Source organism: Mangrovimonas sp. DI 80 (genome assembly GCF_001975575.1).
Lineage (GTDB): Bacteria > Bacteroidota > Bacteroidia > Flavobacteriales > Flavobacteriaceae > Mangrovimonas_A > Mangrovimonas_A xylaniphaga.
The window spans coordinates 107,292-124,734 of sequence record NZ_MSDT01000003.1; the positions used below are offsets into that span (position 1 = coordinate 107,292).

Annotated in this window: 11 protein-coding genes; 10 read left to right on the forward strand and 1 reads right to left on the reverse strand. The window is 39.9% G+C overall.

Going from position 1 to position 17,443, the window contains the following annotated elements:
* Position 1: 1 nt before the first annotated feature.
* Genes BKM32_RS06755 through BKM32_RS06800 form a run of 10 tightly spaced genes read left to right on the forward strand, consistent with a single transcriptional unit; the run spans position 2 to position 16,554 of the window.
* The gene (locus BKM32_RS06755; RefSeq protein ID WP_076663318.1) at positions 2-1,366 is read left to right on the forward strand and encodes a glucoamylase family protein; all 1,365 of its coding nucleotides are present in this window, start codon (positions 2-4) and stop codon (positions 1,364-1,366) included.
* Positions 1,367-1,372: 6 nt separating this feature from the next.
* Positions 1,373-2,161, forward strand: coding sequence for an alpha/beta hydrolase-fold protein (locus BKM32_RS06760; RefSeq protein WP_076663142.1), 789 nt, complete (start codon positions 1,373-1,375; stop codon positions 2,159-2,161).
* A 2-nt stretch (positions 2,162-2,163) separates the two neighbouring features.
* Positions 2,164-4,494, forward strand: coding sequence for a beta-glucosidase BglX (gene bglX, locus BKM32_RS06765; RefSeq protein WP_076663143.1), 2,331 nt, complete (start codon positions 2,164-2,166; stop codon positions 4,492-4,494).
* 31 nt (positions 4,495-4,525) lie between these two features.
* A complete protein-coding gene (locus tag BKM32_RS06770) occupies positions 4,526-6,439 on the forward strand; it encodes a discoidin domain-containing protein (protein WP_076663144.1) in 1,914 nt (637 codons plus the stop codon).
* 9 nt (positions 6,440-6,448) lie between these two features.
* On the forward strand, positions 6,449-8,677 hold the full coding sequence (locus tag BKM32_RS06775; protein ID WP_076663145.1) for a glycoside hydrolase family 3 N-terminal domain-containing protein: 2,229 nt from the start codon (positions 6,449-6,451) through the stop codon (positions 8,675-8,677).
* A gap of 10 nt (positions 8,678-8,687) precedes the next feature.
* Positions 8,688-11,297: a glycoside hydrolase family 2 TIM barrel-domain containing protein gene (locus tag BKM32_RS06780; protein WP_123812081.1), complete on the forward strand. Its 2,610-nt coding sequence runs from the start codon at positions 8,688-8,690 to the stop codon at positions 11,295-11,297.
* Positions 11,298-12,185: an alpha/beta hydrolase gene (locus BKM32_RS06785; RefSeq protein WP_076663146.1), complete on the forward strand. Its 888-nt coding sequence runs from the start codon at positions 11,298-11,300 to the stop codon at positions 12,183-12,185.
* On the forward strand, positions 12,182-13,873 hold the full coding sequence (locus tag BKM32_RS06790) for a sulfatase (RefSeq protein ID WP_076663147.1): 1,692 nt from the start codon (positions 12,182-12,184) through the stop codon (positions 13,871-13,873). Before BKM32_RS06785 ends, BKM32_RS06790 begins: the two co-directional genes overlap by 4 nt.
* Positions 13,874-13,876: 3 nt before the next feature.
* Positions 13,877-15,727, forward strand: coding sequence for a family 43 glycosylhydrolase (locus tag BKM32_RS06795; RefSeq protein ID WP_076663148.1), 1,851 nt, complete (start codon positions 13,877-13,879; stop codon positions 15,725-15,727).
* Positions 15,724-16,554 carry an endonuclease/exonuclease/phosphatase family protein gene (locus BKM32_RS06800; protein WP_083702122.1) on the forward strand — a complete coding sequence of 277 codons (831 nt, stop codon included), beginning with the start codon at positions 15,724-15,726 and terminating at the stop codon, positions 16,552-16,554. The genes BKM32_RS06795 and BKM32_RS06800 overlap by 4 nt, the downstream gene beginning before the upstream one ends.
* On the opposite strand, the gene BKM32_RS06805 is transcribed toward BKM32_RS06800, so the two are convergent.
* Positions 16,551-17,381, reverse strand: a complete 831-nt coding sequence (locus BKM32_RS06805; RefSeq protein ID WP_253187430.1) for a cyclase family protein — start codon at positions 17,379-17,381, stop codon at positions 16,551-16,553. The two genes, BKM32_RS06800 and BKM32_RS06805, sit on opposite strands and share 4 nt — an antisense overlap.
* Positions 17,382-17,443 lie beyond the last annotated feature (62 nt).

The window sequence follows — 17,443 nt, forward strand, 5'->3', positions numbered from 1 at the left end:
AATGAAATTGAAATATTATTTGCAAATATTATTGGTATCCCTTGTGATTTTTTCCTGTGGAAACGATGATGGCCCAGGCTATCAGGAACCTTACGATCCCACAGATGATGATCCCGTTGTGGTAGACCCGTTGCCTGAGAATGAGTTGTTGGACTTGGTGCAAGAACGCACCTTTAAATATTTTTGGGATTATGCCGAAAGTAATTCCGGGGCCGCCAGGGAACGTTATCATCTCAACGATCCTAGCAACGACCAAAATACCGTAACCAGTGGAGGCAGCGGATTTGGTTTGATGGCTATTTTGGTAGGGATTGAAAGAGGATACATTTCGAGAGCTGAAGGGGTAGAAAGATTGACACAAATCCTAAACTTTTTTGAAACAGCCGACAGATTTCACGGTGCGTGGTCGCATTGGATAAATGGTACTAATGGCAATGTCTTGCCTTTTAGTAGCATGGATGATGGAGGTGATATTGTGGAAACTGCTTTTTTGGTTCAGGGATTAATCTGTGTCAAGGAGTATTTCAAAAATGGTTCTGAAGAAGAAATCAATTTGGCCAATCAGGCAGATGCTTTGTGGAAAGGCGTAGAGTGGGATTGGTACACTCAGGAACAGAATGCCTTGTACTGGCATTGGAGTCCAAACCATAACTTCGCCATCAACTTGGAATTGGTGGGGTATAACGAAACTTTAATTGCCTTTATATTGGGAGCCGCTTCACCAGATCATCCTATTTCAGCGGAAGTTTACCACCAAGGCTGGGCCAATAATGGGTCTATTGTATCTTCTGAGACTGATTATGGAATTCCTCTCGTATTAGATCATGTGGGGTCGGGAACGGGACCATTATTTTGGGCACATTATTCCTATTTGGGCTTGGATCCTAGAAATCTTTCCGATCAGTACGCCAATTATTGGACTTTAAATACCAATCACACCCTAATAAATTATGAGCATTGTGTGGATAACTCCGGTAATTATGCTGACTATGGTCCAGATTGTTGGGGATTAACGGCTAGTTATTCAAGAAATACCGATGGTTCTGTAGGTTATAATGCCCATGATCCAGAAAACGATACAGGTGTTATTTCACCTACGGCGGCGATAAGTTCTATTCCCTATACTCCAGAGGAATCCTTAGCAGCCATGCAATATTTCTATGCCAACGATTTACTTGGTCCTGCAGGTTTTTATGATGCCTTTAGTCCGCAATTCAACAATTGGGTAACCGAACGATATTTGGCCATAGACCAAGGGCCTCAAATTATCATGATTGAAAATTATAGAACAGGTTTGCTTTGGGAGTTGTTTATGCAAAATGAAGATGTTCAAAATGGCCTCAATATTTTGGGCTTTAGTTATTAAAATATAATGAAGAATCGATTAAAAGTATATGTGTTTCTATGTTTGTTGCTATCTGCAGGAAGCATATTAGCACAGCAAGAATTATATCAAAAACAATTGTTTATCCGTGGAAATGATACGTTAAAATACCGTATCATGTACCCCAAAGATTTTTCGGAAAGTAAGCAATATCCATTACTGCTTTTTTTACATGGTGCTGGGGAACGGGGAAGTGACAACACTTCTCAACTGGTACACGGCAGTGCATTATTTGCCAATGAAAAAAATAGAGAAGATTTTCCGGCTATTGTCATTTTTCCGCAGTGTCCAAAAGAAAGTTATTGGGCCAATGCCGATGTGGATAGGAGTTCATACCCTATCAGTTTAAAATTCCCAAAAGATGCAGCGCCTACCCCTGCTATGGATATGGTGCTAAAACTTATGGATGAATTCACAATCAAGAACTTTGTTAAAAAAGAACAGGTTTATGTAGGAGGTTTATCCATGGGCGGAATGGGGACCTTTGAAATCCTCTCCAGGAGACCTGATATGTTTGCCGGAGCCATTGCCATTTGCGGCGGTGGTAATACAGAGTTGGCTCAAAACTATGCCACTAAAGTGCCTATGTGGATTTTTCACGGGGCCAATGACGATGTGGTCAGGCCACAATTATCAGTAGACATGGTGAGCGCCATTTTAAAATATGGAGGTAAACCAAATTTTAATTTATACGCCAAAGACAATCACAATAGCTGGGATTCCACATTTGCAGAACCGGGATTGTTGACTTGGCTTTTTTCTCAATCTAAACTTTAGCCATGAAGACATTATCAACCCAATTAAAAACAATTGCAGTAGGAGTATTTGTTGCATCACTTTTAGGATGTAACCAACGGGAATCTAAAACTGAAGAAAGTTTCAGTGTTTCGCGGGAAAACCCTTTTGAATCCAAAGTGGATTCGGTTTTGGGGTTAATGACATTGGAAGAAAAACTAGGACAATTGAACTTGCCTTCTTCAGGGGATATTACCACGGGTCAGGCCCAAAGTTCCAATATCGCTCAAAAGATAGAACAAGGTCAAGTAGGAGGTTTATTTAACATTAAGTCTGTTGAAAAAATAAGGGAAGTGCAACGTATTGCGGTTGAAAAAAGCCGTTTGAAAATTCCGTTGATTTTTGGAATGGACGTGATTCACGGTTATGAAACTACGTTTCCAATTCCATTGGGATTATCAGCCTCTTGGGATATGGACATGATCAAAAAAACGGCTCAAATGGCGGCTCAGGAAGCCACGGCCGATGGAATAAACTGGACCTTTTCACCTATGGTGGATATTTCGAGAGATCCACGATGGGGGCGTGTTTCCGAAGGAAATGGCGAAGATCCTTATTTGGCCAGTGAAATTGCAAAAGCCATGGTAGCAGGGTACCAAGGAGACGATTTAATAGCTAACAATACCATGATGGCTTGTGTGAAACACTTTGCCTTATATGGAGCGCCAGAAGCAGGTCGGGATTACAATACGGTAGACATGAGCCATATTCGCATGTACAACGAGTATTTTCCACCGTATAAAGCTGCTGTAGATGCTGGTGTAGGGTCGGTGATGGCCTCATTTAATGAAGTTGATGGCATTCCGGCCACTGGGAATAAGTGGTTGATGACCGATTTATTACGTCACGATTGGGGTTTCAATGGCTTTGTAGTAACCGATTATACAGGAATCCCTGAAATGATAGATCATGGAATGGGAGATTTACAACAAGTTTCGGCTTTAGCAATCAAGGCAGGTATCGATATGGATATGGTGGGTGAAGGCTTATCGGGAACGCTTAAGAAATCCTTGGCTGAAGGAAAAGTATCCATGGAAGATATTGACACTGCCGTAAAGCGCATCTTGACTGCCAAGTTCAAACTGGGCTTGTTCGAGGATCCTTATAAATATTGCGATTTGGAACGCCCTAAAAAAGACGTATTCACTAATGAAAATAGGGCTTTTGCCAGAAAGGTATCTGCCGAATCGATGGTGCTGCTTAAAAACGACAATAATTTACTGCCTCTTAAAAAATCGGGAACAATTGCTCTTATTGGGCCTTTGGCCAATACTGCTGTTAATATGGCGGGGACTTGGAGTGTGGCAACTAAACAGGACAAATCCAATCCCGTATTGGAGGGGCTTAAAACCGTGGTTGGTGACCAGGCCAATATTCTTTATGCCAAAGGAAGTAATGTAGATTATGATGTGGACTATGAAAAACGCATTACCATGTTTGGGAAGGAAATTCCACGAGATAATAAAAGTGACAAGGAATTATTAAATGAAGCTCTTGCGGTAGCTGCAAAAGCTGATGTTATTGTGGCTGCCATTGGAGAGTCTGCCGAATTGAGTGGGGAAAGCAGTAGCGTGACGAACCTTCAAATTCCACAAGTGCAAAGAGATTTGCTGCATGCCTTATTGCAAACAGGGAAGCCTGTGGTTATGGTGCTTTTTACCGGACGTCCGTTGGCAATTGTTGAAGAAAATGAAAAAGTGCCTGCTATCTTGAATGTTTGGTTCCCGGGGAGTGAAGCCGGATTGGCAATTTCCGATGTATTGTTTGGAGACGTGAACCCTTCAGGTAAGTTAACGGCGACTTTCCCAATGAATGTTGGTCAGGTACCAATTTTCTACAACCATAAAAATACGGGAAGACCTTTAAGTAATAAAGAAGGGAAATTTGAAAAATTCCGCAGTAACTATTTAGATGTTCGCAATGAACCATTGTATCCTTTTGGTTACGGTTTAAGTTATACCAAGTTTGACTACAGTAATTTCAACATAAGTGCAACAAGTCTGGCAATGGGTGGAACTTTGAACGTTTCGGTAGACGTAACCAACTCTGGAGATTATGATGGAAAGGAAGTAGTACAACTTTACATCCGTGATTTGGTTGGGTCTGTAACAAGACCGGTTAAGGAATTGAAAGGCTTCCAAAAGATTGAACTGAAAAAAGGAGAGACCAAAACCGTAAACTTCAAACTAACTGTAGAGGATTTGAAATTCTATAATTCGGAATTGGATTTTGTGGCCGAACCGGGAACTTTCCAAGTGTTTGTTGGTACAGATTCAACAACTGAGATGATGAAGGAATTTGAATTGACAAAATAAAAGCTTAAAGAATAAACGATCATTTTGAAATATGAATAAAATTAAGTTTTTATTGGGTGTCACAATGGTTATGGTATTAGTTCCATTCAAATTGCTAGCGCAGTCAAACGGGAAAACCGAGTGGTTTGATCCTAATCTACCGGCAACAACTTATTGCAACCCAATAAATATAGGATACAATTATACCACTAAAAATCATAATGGGATTCCATTGTCTCGTCGCTCAAGTGCCGATCCTGTAATTATTACGTATAAAGGAGATTATTATTTGTTTGCTACCAATCAGGCTGGATTTTTCTGGAGTAAAGATATGTCTGATTGGAATTTTGTTTATGGCAGTTTTCAAAGGAATCCTGGAGATGACGACCAATGCGCACCTGCAGCTTGGGTGGTAAATGATACCTTGTTTTATGTTGGTTCTACCTGGAAAAGAGATCACCCAGTTTGGAAAACAGCTAATCCAAAATCTGGAAGATGGACAAGGCATGTCAATACAGCAATGCTTCCAACTTGGGACCCTGCCATTTTTCAGGATGACGATGGTAAAGTATATATGTATTACGGTTCAAGTGGAAAATTGCCGCTTGTAGGAGTTGAGGTAGATTATAATACTTGGTTGCCAAAAGGTAATCAAGCAGATTATGAGACATTATACCAAGCAACCGAAGTGGAGGACATTCAGAAGCCATATGGAGAAATAAAAGCTGTTGTAGGTTTGGATCCTTCGGCACATGGTTGGGAACGTTTTGGACCAAATAACGATATGGAACCTGCACCTTGGGGCAATTTTATTGAAGGTGCTTGGATGACCAAGTATAATGGCAAATATTATATGCAATATGGAGCTCCAGGCACTGAATTTAAGGGTTATGCTAATGGGGTTCATGTAGGCAATCATCCATTAGGACCATTTACGTATCAAAAGCACAATCCCATGTCCTACAAGCCAGGAGGCTTTGTGGTTGGTGCCGGTCACGGCAATACATTTGCGGATAATTATGGTAATTATTGGAATACAGGAACCTGTAAAATTTCTGTAAAAGATCGTTTTGAACGAAGAATTGACATGTTTCCAGCTGGATTCGATCAGGATGATATCATGTATTCTATCACCGCCTATGGTGATTTTCCAATTTATCTTCCAACAGAAAATAGAGACCATACAAAAGGAGCATCGGCAGGTTGGATGTTACTTTCTTACAAAAAAACGGTAACAGTATCCACGGTTGAGCAATGCGCAGATGTTGAAACAAATAGAATGGACCATGGAGGTAAAAAAGTATATGAAAGAATCTGTTATGATGCTTCAAATCTAACCGATGAGGATATTCAAACATATTGGTCTGCCACAACGGCTGATAAGGGAGAGTGGCTTCAAGTGGATTTAGGCAGAAAAATGGAAATAAATGCGTTGCAAATAAATTATGCCGATCATAAAGCAACCCAGTACAATAAAGCCATGGACATATATTACAAATATGAAATTTTTATGTCTGACGATGCTGAAAATTGGACCTTGGTGGTTGATAAATCTAAAAACGATAAAGACGTACCGCATGATTATGTAGAATTGACAAAATCAATACATGCGCGTTATATCAAGATGGTGAATATCCATAACGCTTCAGGGTTGTTTGCAGTTTCAGACTTTAGAGTTTTTGGAAATGGATTGTCAGAAAAACCAAAATTAGTTTCTGGTTTTAAGGTGAAAAGAAGTCAGGAAGATTCTCGAAATGCCATGATTTCTTGGAAAAAGCAAGCTAATGCCATGGGCTATAATATTTATTATGGCATAGCTCCTGATAAGCTATATAACAGCATCATGGTTTATGAAGATGATTTTTATGATTTCAGAGGTTTGGATAAAGATACAGAGTACTATTTCACCATTGAATCTTTTAATGAAAGTGGCAAATCTGAACGCACTACAGTAATTAAAGTTTAATTAATCAAGATGAAAAATTTAAAGCAGGCGCTCTTTTCTCTAGCAGTTTTTTTTTATGGGATAGGATCTTGGGGGCAAAATTACGAAGCTCAAGTAGATTCCTTAATTAAGCTTATGACGCTTCAGGAAAAGATAGGGCAAACGGTAATGTACGGTGGAAGTTGGGACCAAACAGGCCCTATTGTTGGGACCGATAATGGGAAGTTGATTCGGGAAGGTAACATGGGCGGTATGCTGAATGCCTTTACGGTAAAGGGTACTCGTGATCTCCAAAAAGTTGCGGTGGAAGAATCCCGTTTGGGGATTCCATTATTGTTTGGTTATGATGTCATTCATGGGCATCGTACCATTTTTCCAATCAATTTAGGAATGGCGGCCAGCTGGGATTTAAACATGATTGAAGAAAGCTGCCGTATTGCTGCTGAAGAAGCTTCGGCGGAAGGTTTGCATTGGACTTTTTCGCCTATGGTTGATGTATCTAGAGAGCCTCGTTGGGGGCGCATTTCTGAAGGAGCAGGAGAAGATGTCTTTTTGGGAAGTGAAATAGCGAAAGCTTATGTCAAGGGATATCAAGGAGACGACTTATCTAAATCCAATACCATTTTAGCCTGTGCCAAACATTATGTGGCCTATGGCGCTGCCCAAGCGGGGCGTGATTACCATACGGTGAATATGGGGGAAGGGGAGTTGCGTAATGTGTTTCTACCACCGTTTAAGGCAACTGTAGATGCTGGTGTTGAAACTTTTATGTCGGCTTTCAACGAATTAAACGGGGTGCCAACCTCTGGAAATAAATTCACCTTAAGGGACATTCTTAGGGGAGAGTGGGACTTTAAAGGTTTTGTGGTTTCCGATTATACTTCCATCAACGAAATGGTTCCTCATGGATTTGCTAAAGATGATAAGGATGCGGCCAGAATTGGTATGAACGCAGGTGTGGATATGGACATGATGGGAGGGGTTTATAAGGATTATTTAAAGGAATTGGTGGAAGAAGGAAAAGTGTCCGAAGCTTATATAGATGATGCTTGCCGACGAATCTTATTAACCAAGTTTAAACTTGGACTTTTTGAGGATCCCTATCGATATATTGATGAACAACGAGAGGAAACTACTAAGTACAAACCAGAATTTTTAAACAAAGCCAGAGAAATTGCAGCGGCTTCATCGGTGTTGCTTCAGAATAAAAATAGTGCCTTGCCACTTTCAACAAGCACAAAGAAGATTGCTTTTATTGGTCCGTTGGTAAAGGATGAATATGATATTCTTGGCAATTGGGCCGCCAAAGGTGATAGGCAGGGAAAAGCAGTAAGTGTGTTTGAAGGGATTTCGGAATATTTGAAACCAAATCAAATTTTATATGCCAAAGGCTGTGAGATTTTAAAAGCAGATACTTCTGGTTTTGAGGAAGCTGTTTCAGTTTCCAAAAAGGCAGATGAAATTGTGTTGGTGATGGGAGAGGGGCACCATATGAGTGGGGAAGCCGCTTCAAGGACCAATTTGAAAATTCCTGGAATTCAGCCACAGCTTATTCGAAAAATCAGAGAAGCCAATCCAAATAAGAAAATCACTTTGGTATTGATGAACGGAAGACCAATAAACCTCTCAGATGAAGTGGATTTGGTGGATGCCATTTTGGAAGTTTGGTTTCCAGGAACCATGGGTGGTGCTGGAACTGCCGATGTATTGTTTGGAACCTATAACCCATCAGGGAAATTAACGGTGACTTTTCCTAGAAATGTTGGTCAAGTACCTATTTACTACAACATGAAAAATACGGGGAGACCAATTCCAGAAAGCAACCCGGGCGAAGATTATAAAAGTAATTACATCGATGCTCCAAATTCGCCGTTGTTCGTTTTTGGACATGGTTTGAGCTATACAACGTTTACGTATTCCAATTTCAAATTGAGTTCCAATAAATTGACCAATTCAGGTGCGATTACAGCTTCGGTAACGATTACAAACGCAGGAAACAAAGATGGACATGAAATTGTACAGTTGTATGTCCATGACAAAGTAGGAAGTGTGACGAGGCCTGTAAAGGAGCTCAAAGGGTTTCAAAAAATCTTTTTGAAAAGTGGAGAAAGCCAAACTGTTTCGTTTACGATTTCAGCAGACGATTTAAAGTTCTATAACAGCGACATGGTTTATGGTTTAGAACCCGGAGCGTTTGAAATAGCCATTGCCCCGAGCTCGGATTTTAAATTTGAAAACGAGTTTGAACTAATTGATTGAAAGTAGATCCATGCTCATCCCAATTAAAAATAATATTGTTCTTTTTCTGGTTTTTCTCATAGGAATTAGTGTTGAAATTCTTGGGCAAACCAAAACGATAAATAGCGGTTGGCAATATTCTGAAGATAAGGTTGAGTGGCAATCGGTAAACATTCCGCATACCTGGAATTTGGAGGATGCGTTTGATGACCAGCCTGGCTACCGAAGAGGTTTAGGGTGCTATAAAAAGCAGGTTTTTATTGCTTCCGAAGAAAAAGAAAAGATTCATTACTTAAAATTTAATGCAGTCAACCAAGAGGCAACGGTATATGTGAATGGGAAAATTGTCGGCAACCATAAAGGAGGTTATACTGCCTTTAGTTTCAATATTACATCACTTATAAATTTCGATGCTTACAACTTGATTGAAGTGGTGGTTGATAATTCCCATAATGAAAACATTCCGCCTTTGGATGCCGACTTTACGTTTTATGGTGGTATTTACAGGGACGTAGAACTCATTACGTTACCCAAGCAACATTTTAGTGTCACGGATTTTGCTTCGGATGGATTTTATGTGAATTATTATGATGTTTCAAAGGAAAAGGGAGGGATTGAAGTAACCGCTATTTTGGAAAACTTGGCTACTGCCAAAACGCAGATTCAACTGAAATTGGAGCTATTGGATTCAGAAGGCGCTAATGTGAAGTCGAGAATTGAATCTTTAAAGTTACATTCTGGAACTTCCAACGAATTCAAAATTAAACTGCCCGAAATCTATAATCCCAAATTATGGTCTCCAGAAACTCCGTATTTGTACCGTTTGAAATTAACGTTATTGGACGAGCAGGAAAATGTCTTAGATTATAAGTGGACCAATGTTGGCTTTCGTTGGGTTTCGGTAGATTCTGAAAAAGGATTCTTTTTAAACGGCAAGCCCATCAAACTTATAGGAGTTAATCGCCATCAGGATTATAAAGGCTATGGCAATGCGGTTCCTATAGAACTTCAGAAAAAGGATATCGAACTCATTAAAAATATGGGGGCAAATGTCATTAGGTTTGCTCATTATCCTCATAGTCGAGAATTATATGATATGTGTGACAAACTGGGGATTTTGGTCTGGACGGAAATTCCAATAGTCAATAAAGTCACCGATTCCAAAGCTTTTTTTGAAACGTCTATTACCATGCAAAAGGAGCATATCAAACAGTATTACAATTTCCCTTCGGTAGTGATGTTTGGTTATATGAATGAGATCTTTTTGAGATTGGCTTTTGACGGAAAATCTTCCGAAGAAGAAAAGAACCAATTAAAAAAAGTTACGTTGGATCTGGCTCAGCAATTGGAAAACTTAACGAGAGATATGGCTCCCAATCATCTTACAGTTATGGCCTGTCATTTGAATGAGGTTTATAATGAAACCGGTATCGCCGACTTGCCCATGATTTTGGGTTGGAATCTATATTTTGGATGGTACGATGCCGAAATTGAAGGGTTAGGGACTTTTTTGGATGACCAGCAACGGAGATTTCCAAAGCGCTCTATGTTATTGTCTGAATATGGGCCTGGAGCTGATGTTCGCATTTACACACGGACTCCAAAAAAGTTTGATTTTTCAACAGACTATCAGTTGAAATTGAACCAATCCTATGTGCAGCAAATAAAAGAGCGACCTTTTATGACTGGGATGACGGCATGGAATTTTGCCGATTTTGGCTCCGAGTTTCGAGGTGATGCCATTCCACATGTCAACCAAAAAGGATTGGTACAGTATGACAGGACTCCAAAGGATATTTATTATTGGTATAAGTCTGTGCTAGACGATGCCGAACCGTTCCTACATATTGCGGCATCCAATTTGTCAGGTTTGACCTTAATTGGAGAAAATACCTACCCAGTAAAAATATTTGGCAACCAATCAAGCGCAACAGTGTATCTTAATGATAGAAAACTTAAGGATATTGTCTTTATGGATGGTGTCGCTGAGGTGGAAATGCCTTTTGTAAATGGAACGAATTGCATAATGGTTGTTTCAGGAAATAGAGAAGAAGTGGAATGTATTGAAGTGGTGAAAGCAAGCTCGTTGAATTTTGAAGGTTTCGATCGTTTTGGAATCAACCTAGGAGCTCATTTTTTCTTTACAGATGAAGCGCAGCAAATCACTTTTGTTCCTGATCAGGAATATGTAAATGGTGAATATGGTTATGTAGACGGCAAGGCCTATGGGATGACCAAAGACAAAAATCAAGGTATGCCGCATAACATCCGAAACACAACTTCCGAACCTTTGTTTCAAACTATGTTGGAGGGGTGTTCTTCTTATAAAGTGGATCTTCCAAATGGCAATTACAGGGTGAAATTATTCTTTGTGGAGCCCCAAATTAAACCTTCGGAAAACATTTATAATTTATCGCAATCAAGAAAGGAAACCCAAAAACAGCAACGTGTTTTTGATGTGTACTTAAATGGTCAATTGATAGAAAAAAGAGTCAATATGGCACAAGCCTATCCTGAAAAATATGGTATTACAATGACCTCGACTTTGGAAATCAATAATAATCAAGGTTTGACGGTTTCCTTGAAACCTGTGGAAGGGACGCCTGTTATTAGTGGTTTGTTAATCGAAAAATTAAACTAAATGAAACATTTAATCACATTCTGTTTTTTATTGCTCGCTTTACCGTTTTTGGCTCAAGTAAAAACCACTTATACCTATGCCATAAAAGGAGACGATACTTTAAAAATGGATGTTTATACACCAAAAAATATCAAATCGGGAAATAAACTTCCAACCTTGTTATGGATGCATGGTGGCGGTTTTGCAGGTGGCGCGCGTGATTTTAAGGACGATGCCCAGCTTTGTGAATACGCAGCTCAAAATGGCTACATAGGAATTTCCATTTCCTATAGATTGTTAAGAAAAGGTACCAAAACAGGGTTTGGCTGCGATTGTCCTAAAGAGGAGAAAATGAACGTATTCAAACAGGCGGCTATCGATTATCTCGATGCGGCTAAATATGTGGTGGATCACGCTGAGAAATTGCATGTGAATACCAATTATATTATTTCCGGTGGCAGTAGTGCGGGAGCGGAAGCCACATTAAATGCGGTGTTTATGCGAGAGTATTTTGCAGATGAATTGGAAAATTATAAAGAAGTAACATTTGCAGGGATGTTTTCCTGCGCGGGCGCTGTGTTGAATGCAGAGTACATCACAAAATCAAATGCAGTTCCTAGTGTGTTTTATCATGGAACCGATGACGATTTGGTGCCTTTTTCATCGGCGCCACATCATTACTGCACTCCTGAAAAACCGGGCTATCTATTATTAGATGGGTCTGAAGTGATTGTGGAAAAGTTAGAAACTTTAGAAACGCCTTTTTATTTCAATATAGTCAAAGGAGGAAGGCATGAAATATCCGCTATTCCATTTGAGGATCTCGATAAGGTTTTTTTCTTTTTTGAAAGTACAGTTTTGAATAACGAAGTCATTCAAACAACAATTATTAAAACCAAAACACCATGAGATATTTAACATATATAGTTTGTATTCTTTTCGTGCTGCAATCTTGTAAGGAAAAGAAAGAGCAAAATGAATTAGTTCAAGAAGATAAAAGGCCTAATATTGTGTACATCATGGCCGATGATCATGCGGAACAGGCCATAAGTGCATATGGACATCCCATAAGCCAATTGGCGCCAACGCCTAACATCGATCGCATTGCCGAAGAGGGAGTTTTGTTTAAAAATAACTTTTGTACCAATTCCATTTGTGGACCCAGTAGGGCAGTGGTGCTGACAGGAAAATTCAGTCATGTCAACGGATTTAGAATGAACGGCGAGCAGTTTGATGGTGGCCAACAAACATTTCCTAAACTATTGCAAAAGGCTGGTTATAATACAGCAGTTATTGGAAAGTGGCATTTGCACGGGAATCCTGAGGGATTTGACTATTGGAATATTTTAACCGATCAAGGAAATTATTACAATCCTGATTTTATTTCGGTGAATAAGGAGACTAAAAAGGTAGATACTACTCGTATTGAAGGTTATGCCACAGATATTATTACTGAAGAAGGTTTGGCTTATTTAAACAGAATGAAATCCGGCAATCAACCGTTTATGCTCATGTTGCAACATAAGGCACCGCATAGAAACTGGATGCCTGCCCTGCGACATGCCAATAAGTTTGATAATGTTAAGTTTCCATTGCCCGACACCTATTTTACAGCTCATGAAGGCTCCTTGGGCTCCAAGCAGCAATTGCAAACCATTTATAAGGATATGTATGAAGGACACGATCTAAAAATGACCAAGGAAAAGGGAAGTCTAGAATTGGCTTGGAATCCTTGGACGACAGATTTTGATAGAATGACAGCAGAACAACGTGCTGCGTGGGATAAGGCCTATCAAGCAAAAAATGACGCTTTTCACGATGCCAATTTATCGGGAAGAGACTTGGCCGAATGGAAGGGACAACGTTACCTTCAGGAGTATTTGGCAACCATAACATCCGTGGATGAAGGTGTGGGTCGTGTGTTGGATTATTTAAAGGAAACGGGGTTGGATAAAAATACCATCGTGATTTACACTACAGATCAAGGGTTTTATCTAGGAGAAAAAGGCTGGTTTGATAAGCGTTACATGTATGAGGAATCCCTAGCAATGCCCTTATTGGTAAAATATCCAGACCATATTAAGGCTGGGAGTGAAATAACTGCCTTGACCCAAAACTTGGATTTTGCCGAAACATTTTTGGATTATGCAGGGGTAGACATCCCTGAAGATATGCAAGGGAAATCACTTCGCCCATTATTGGAAAATACCATGGATGATGCCGATTTTAGAGATGCCGTTTATTATCATTACTACGATTATCCAGCATTTCATATGGTGAAAAAGCATTACGGCATCCGAACCAATCGGTATAAGCTGATGCATTTTTATGATGATATCGATACATGGGAATTATATGATTTGGAAGAGGATCCTAAGGAAATTCACAATCAAATTGAGAACCCTGAATACGACGACATTGAAGCCCAATTAAGAAAGCGCCTAGCGGAATTGGAAGCACAATATCAAGTAACGGAAAAGGAGTTAGAGCAAGCGCCAAAAGAGAAGGTGGAGCGTGCCTACAAACAATTCGAGCGTTTACGAGGTAACACGGGAACTTCCTATGACCCTATAACAGATAAAGACACAAAACTATAAGCTATGAAACACATTGGAATACTGTCATTGGCCTTATTGCTATTGGTTTCCTGTAATTCAGAAAAGAAACAAGAAGCCGTCCAGGAAGCTGTGCCAATTGAAAAAAATGAGCAAAAAGGAGAGGGCGAAACCTATTGCAATCCGTTGAATATTGACTATACCTATATGGTTTACAATTCAAGTAGAAATTTATCCTACCGTTCCGGGGCTGATCCTGCGGTGATTGAATTTCGTGGCGAATACTATATGTTCGTAACGCGATCATTTGGGTATTGGCATTCCAAGGATTTGGTGAATTGGGATTTCATCAAGCCGCAACAATGGTTCTTTGAAGGTTGCAATGCGCCAACCGCCTTTAATTATAAAGACTCCTTAGTCTATTTTGCGGGTGATCCAGCAGGTTACGGAAGTATCCTGTATACAGACGATCCTAAAAAAGGCACTTGGACACCCACACCTTCTATTTCCAATAACATTCAAGATTCGGAATTGTTCATCGACGATGATGGAAAAACCTATCTGTATTGGGGGTCTTCCAATGTGTATCCGCTTCATGTGAAAATGTTGAACAAAGATGATCGCTTTTTGGAAATGGGAGTGAAAAAAGATTTGATCAATCTGGTTGAAGAAGAGCATGGTTGGGAACGTTTTGGTGAAAATAACTTTCATCCAACCTTGAAAGAAGGTTATATGGAAGGAGCTTCCATGACCAAACACAACGGGAAATACTATTTGCAATATGCAGCTCCAGGAACGCAGTTTAATGTGTATGCGGATGGCGTGTATATTGGAGATACGCCGCTTGGCCCATTTACTTATATGAAGAATAACCCTATGAGTTTTAAACCGGGTGGTTTTACAAATGGAGCAGGGCATGGTATCACTGTTAAGCAAACTAATGGGCAATACTGGCATTTTGCAACCATGGCACTAGCGTCCAATGCCCAATGGGAACGCCGTTTGTGTATGTTTCCAACTTTTTTTGATGATGAAGGATTGATGTATTCCAATACAGAATATGGAGACTATCCAAGGTTTGCACCTAATCATCCTACAAAGGCGGGGCAACATAATGGTTGGATGTTACTGTCGTATAAAGGAAACGTGACGGTGTCTTCGTCTTTGAAGCAAATCATGAAATTCACCTCAAATGATGATGAGGTGACCGTGACAGAATTACCGTTGGAAAAGAATGCAAACCAAGCAATTCTTTCAAAAGTACTAACCGATGAAAATCCTAAGACATTTTGGGTAGCCGAAGCCAATAATGATCAGCAATGGATAGAAATAGAGATGTTGCATCCAGGGAAAATTTATGCCCTCCAACTGAATTTCCATGACTATGAAACGGGTATTTATACGCGTGTGGAAGGACTGAGACATCGCTTCAGTATTGAAGTCTCGGAAGATGGTGAAACATGGCAAACTGTTCTAGATCGAAGCAACAGCAATATAGATGCGCCCAACGCTTATATCGTATTGGATACTCCTGTTACGGCAAAGTATGTACGCTACAAAAATGTGGAAGTGCCTGGAGCTAATTTCGCGATGTCCGAGTTTCGGGTGTTTGGTTTGGGATTGGGTGAGTCTCCAAAAATGGTAAATGGATTTACCGTAAAGCGTGAAAAGGATAGAAGAGACGCTGCATTTTCATGGAATCATGTAGAAGGAGCCCAAGGTTATAACATCCGTTGGGGAATTGCTCCGGATAAGCTGTATCAATCTTGGTTGGTCTATGATGTTAATGAGCATTTCATGCGTTGTTTGGATCGTGATACCCCTTATTATTTCTGCATAGAAGCCTTTAATGAAAATGGGATTTCAGAAAAAACAGATGTTATATTTGTGGAATGATGAAGAAAATAGTTACCGCATTAGGATTGTTCATCCTGACTTTTGCACAGGCACAAGACTTAAAAGTGATGAGCTATAACATCAAGTTGGATTATCCAAAGGAAGGAAAGGATAGTTGGGCCAACCGAAAACCATTTTTTATCAATCAGCTTAAGTTTTATGAGCCGGATGTTTTGGGAGTTCAGGAAGCGATGCCCAATCAAATGAAAGATATGGAAAGCCTGTTGCCGGACTATGATTATGTGGGAGTTGGTCGTGATGACGGAAATGATGCAGGTGAGTATTCAGCTATTTTCTATAAAAAGGACGAATTGAAGGTTTTGGAGTCTTCTACCTTTTGGTTGTCCCAAACGCCAGACAAAGTTTCTATGGGATGGGATGCTGTTTGTAATCGGGTTTGTACTTACGCTTTATTTGAAAACAAAACCACCAAGCAAAAGTTTTGGATGTTCAATACCCATTTTGATCATGTTGGGGAAGTGGCTAGAAAAAACAGCGCGATTTTGATTGTTGAAAAAATTAAGGAACTCAATAAAAACAATTATCCTGTAGTTCTATCAGGGGATTTCAACATGGAATCAGGACATGAGAGCATTCAATACATTACAAAAAGTTTGAATGATTCCAAAGCAGTCACTACGGTCGCTTTTGGTCCTGAAGGGACCTTTAATGGATTCCATTTTGAGGAACCGGTTACCAAGCGCATTGATTTTGTATTTACAAGTAAAAATATCACAGTTGAAAAATACGCGGTGTTGAGTGATAATTGGAACCTACAATATCCTTCAGATCACTTTCCTGTATTGGTTGAGATGTTGTTGCCTTAAGGATTTAAAAGTGCTACAATTCGTAAAGGAGCGCCGCTACCACCTTTAATTTTCATGGGGAGGGCAATGATTTCAAAGCCTTGTGCAGGGAGTAAATTTAAATTGGTGAGGTTTTCAAAAGCGGGAATATTTTTGGAAAGCAATATGACATGGCTTTTAAAATATTGCGATTGCCCGTAATCTATACTTGGCGTGTCAATGCCAATGGCGTGAATGTTTCTGTTGGTTAACAGCCACTCTGCCGCTTCAGGGGAAAGTCCAGGGAAATGAAGTTTGGCAACAGCAGATTCACCACGTTCTTCGGTGCCCAAATACTGCAGTTTGTTGGGGTAATATTTTGAAAAACCTGTTTGTAGCAGAACAATGCTGCCGTTAGGGATGGGCTTCCCTTCTTTGGTTTCCCAATCGGTCAGGTCTTCAATGCTGATTAAATAATCAGGATTTTGGAGTGCTTTGAAAGAAACATCAATTTTAATGGCTGGTCCTATAAGGTGTTCCAAAGGCAATTCTTCCACCGATTGTCCGTTTTCAGAGAAATGGATGGGAGCGTCAATATGGGTGCCACCATGTTCCGCAGTGGAAATGTTGAAGGCAGAATAGAAATATCCCTTGTCGGTAGGCCCCATAAATACCGTGTCTTTTTCAAATTCCTTGGCTGTCACCCAATACACCGTTTCCCTAGAATAGTCGTGCGATAAATCTACGATGGTTTTGTGAGTGAAATTACTTTTGGCGACAGTTTTTATAGGTGAAATTTCATTTGACGGTTGTTCTTTACATGTAAACAATAGTATAGGGCAACACATTAATAAAAAAAGGATTTTCATTTGAAATTCATTTTGGATGTTCTTTTAAGTTGTGGTTAGAGGAGGGGAGTCCTAAAGGTAGT

Bases quoted from the DNA above. Each gene is read 5' to 3' on its own strand.
- BKM32_RS06755 (WP_076663318.1), top strand. From the start codon at position 2: ATGAAATTGAAATATTATTTGCAAATATTATTGGTATCCCTTGTGATT.
- BKM32_RS06760 (WP_076663142.1), top strand. From the start codon at position 1,373: ATGAAGAATCGATTAAAAGTATATGTGTTTCTATGTTTGTTGCTATCT.
- bglX (WP_076663143.1), top strand. From the start codon at position 2,164: ATGAAGACATTATCAACCCAATTAAAAACAATTGCAGTAGGAGTATTT.
- BKM32_RS06770 (WP_076663144.1), top strand. From the start codon at position 4,526: ATGAATAAAATTAAGTTTTTATTGGGTGTCACAATGGTTATGGTATTA.
- BKM32_RS06775 (WP_076663145.1), top strand. From the start codon at position 6,449: ATGAAAAATTTAAAGCAGGCGCTCTTTTCTCTAGCAGTTTTTTTTTAT.
- BKM32_RS06780 (WP_123812081.1), top strand. From the start codon at position 8,688: ATGCTCATCCCAATTAAAAATAATATTGTTCTTTTTCTGGTTTTTCTC.
- BKM32_RS06785 (WP_076663146.1), top strand. From the start codon at position 11,298: ATGAAACATTTAATCACATTCTGTTTTTTATTGCTCGCTTTACCGTTT.
- BKM32_RS06790 (WP_076663147.1), top strand. From the start codon at position 12,182: ATGAGATATTTAACATATATAGTTTGTATTCTTTTCGTGCTGCAATCT.
- BKM32_RS06795 (WP_076663148.1), top strand. From the start codon at position 13,877: ATGAAACACATTGGAATACTGTCATTGGCCTTATTGCTATTGGTTTCC.
- BKM32_RS06800 (WP_083702122.1), top strand. From the start codon at position 15,724: ATGATGAAGAAAATAGTTACCGCATTAGGATTGTTCATCCTGACTTTT.
- BKM32_RS06805 (WP_253187430.1), bottom strand. From the start codon at position 17,381: ATGAAAATCCTTTTTTTATTAATGTGTTGCCCTATACTATTGTTTACA.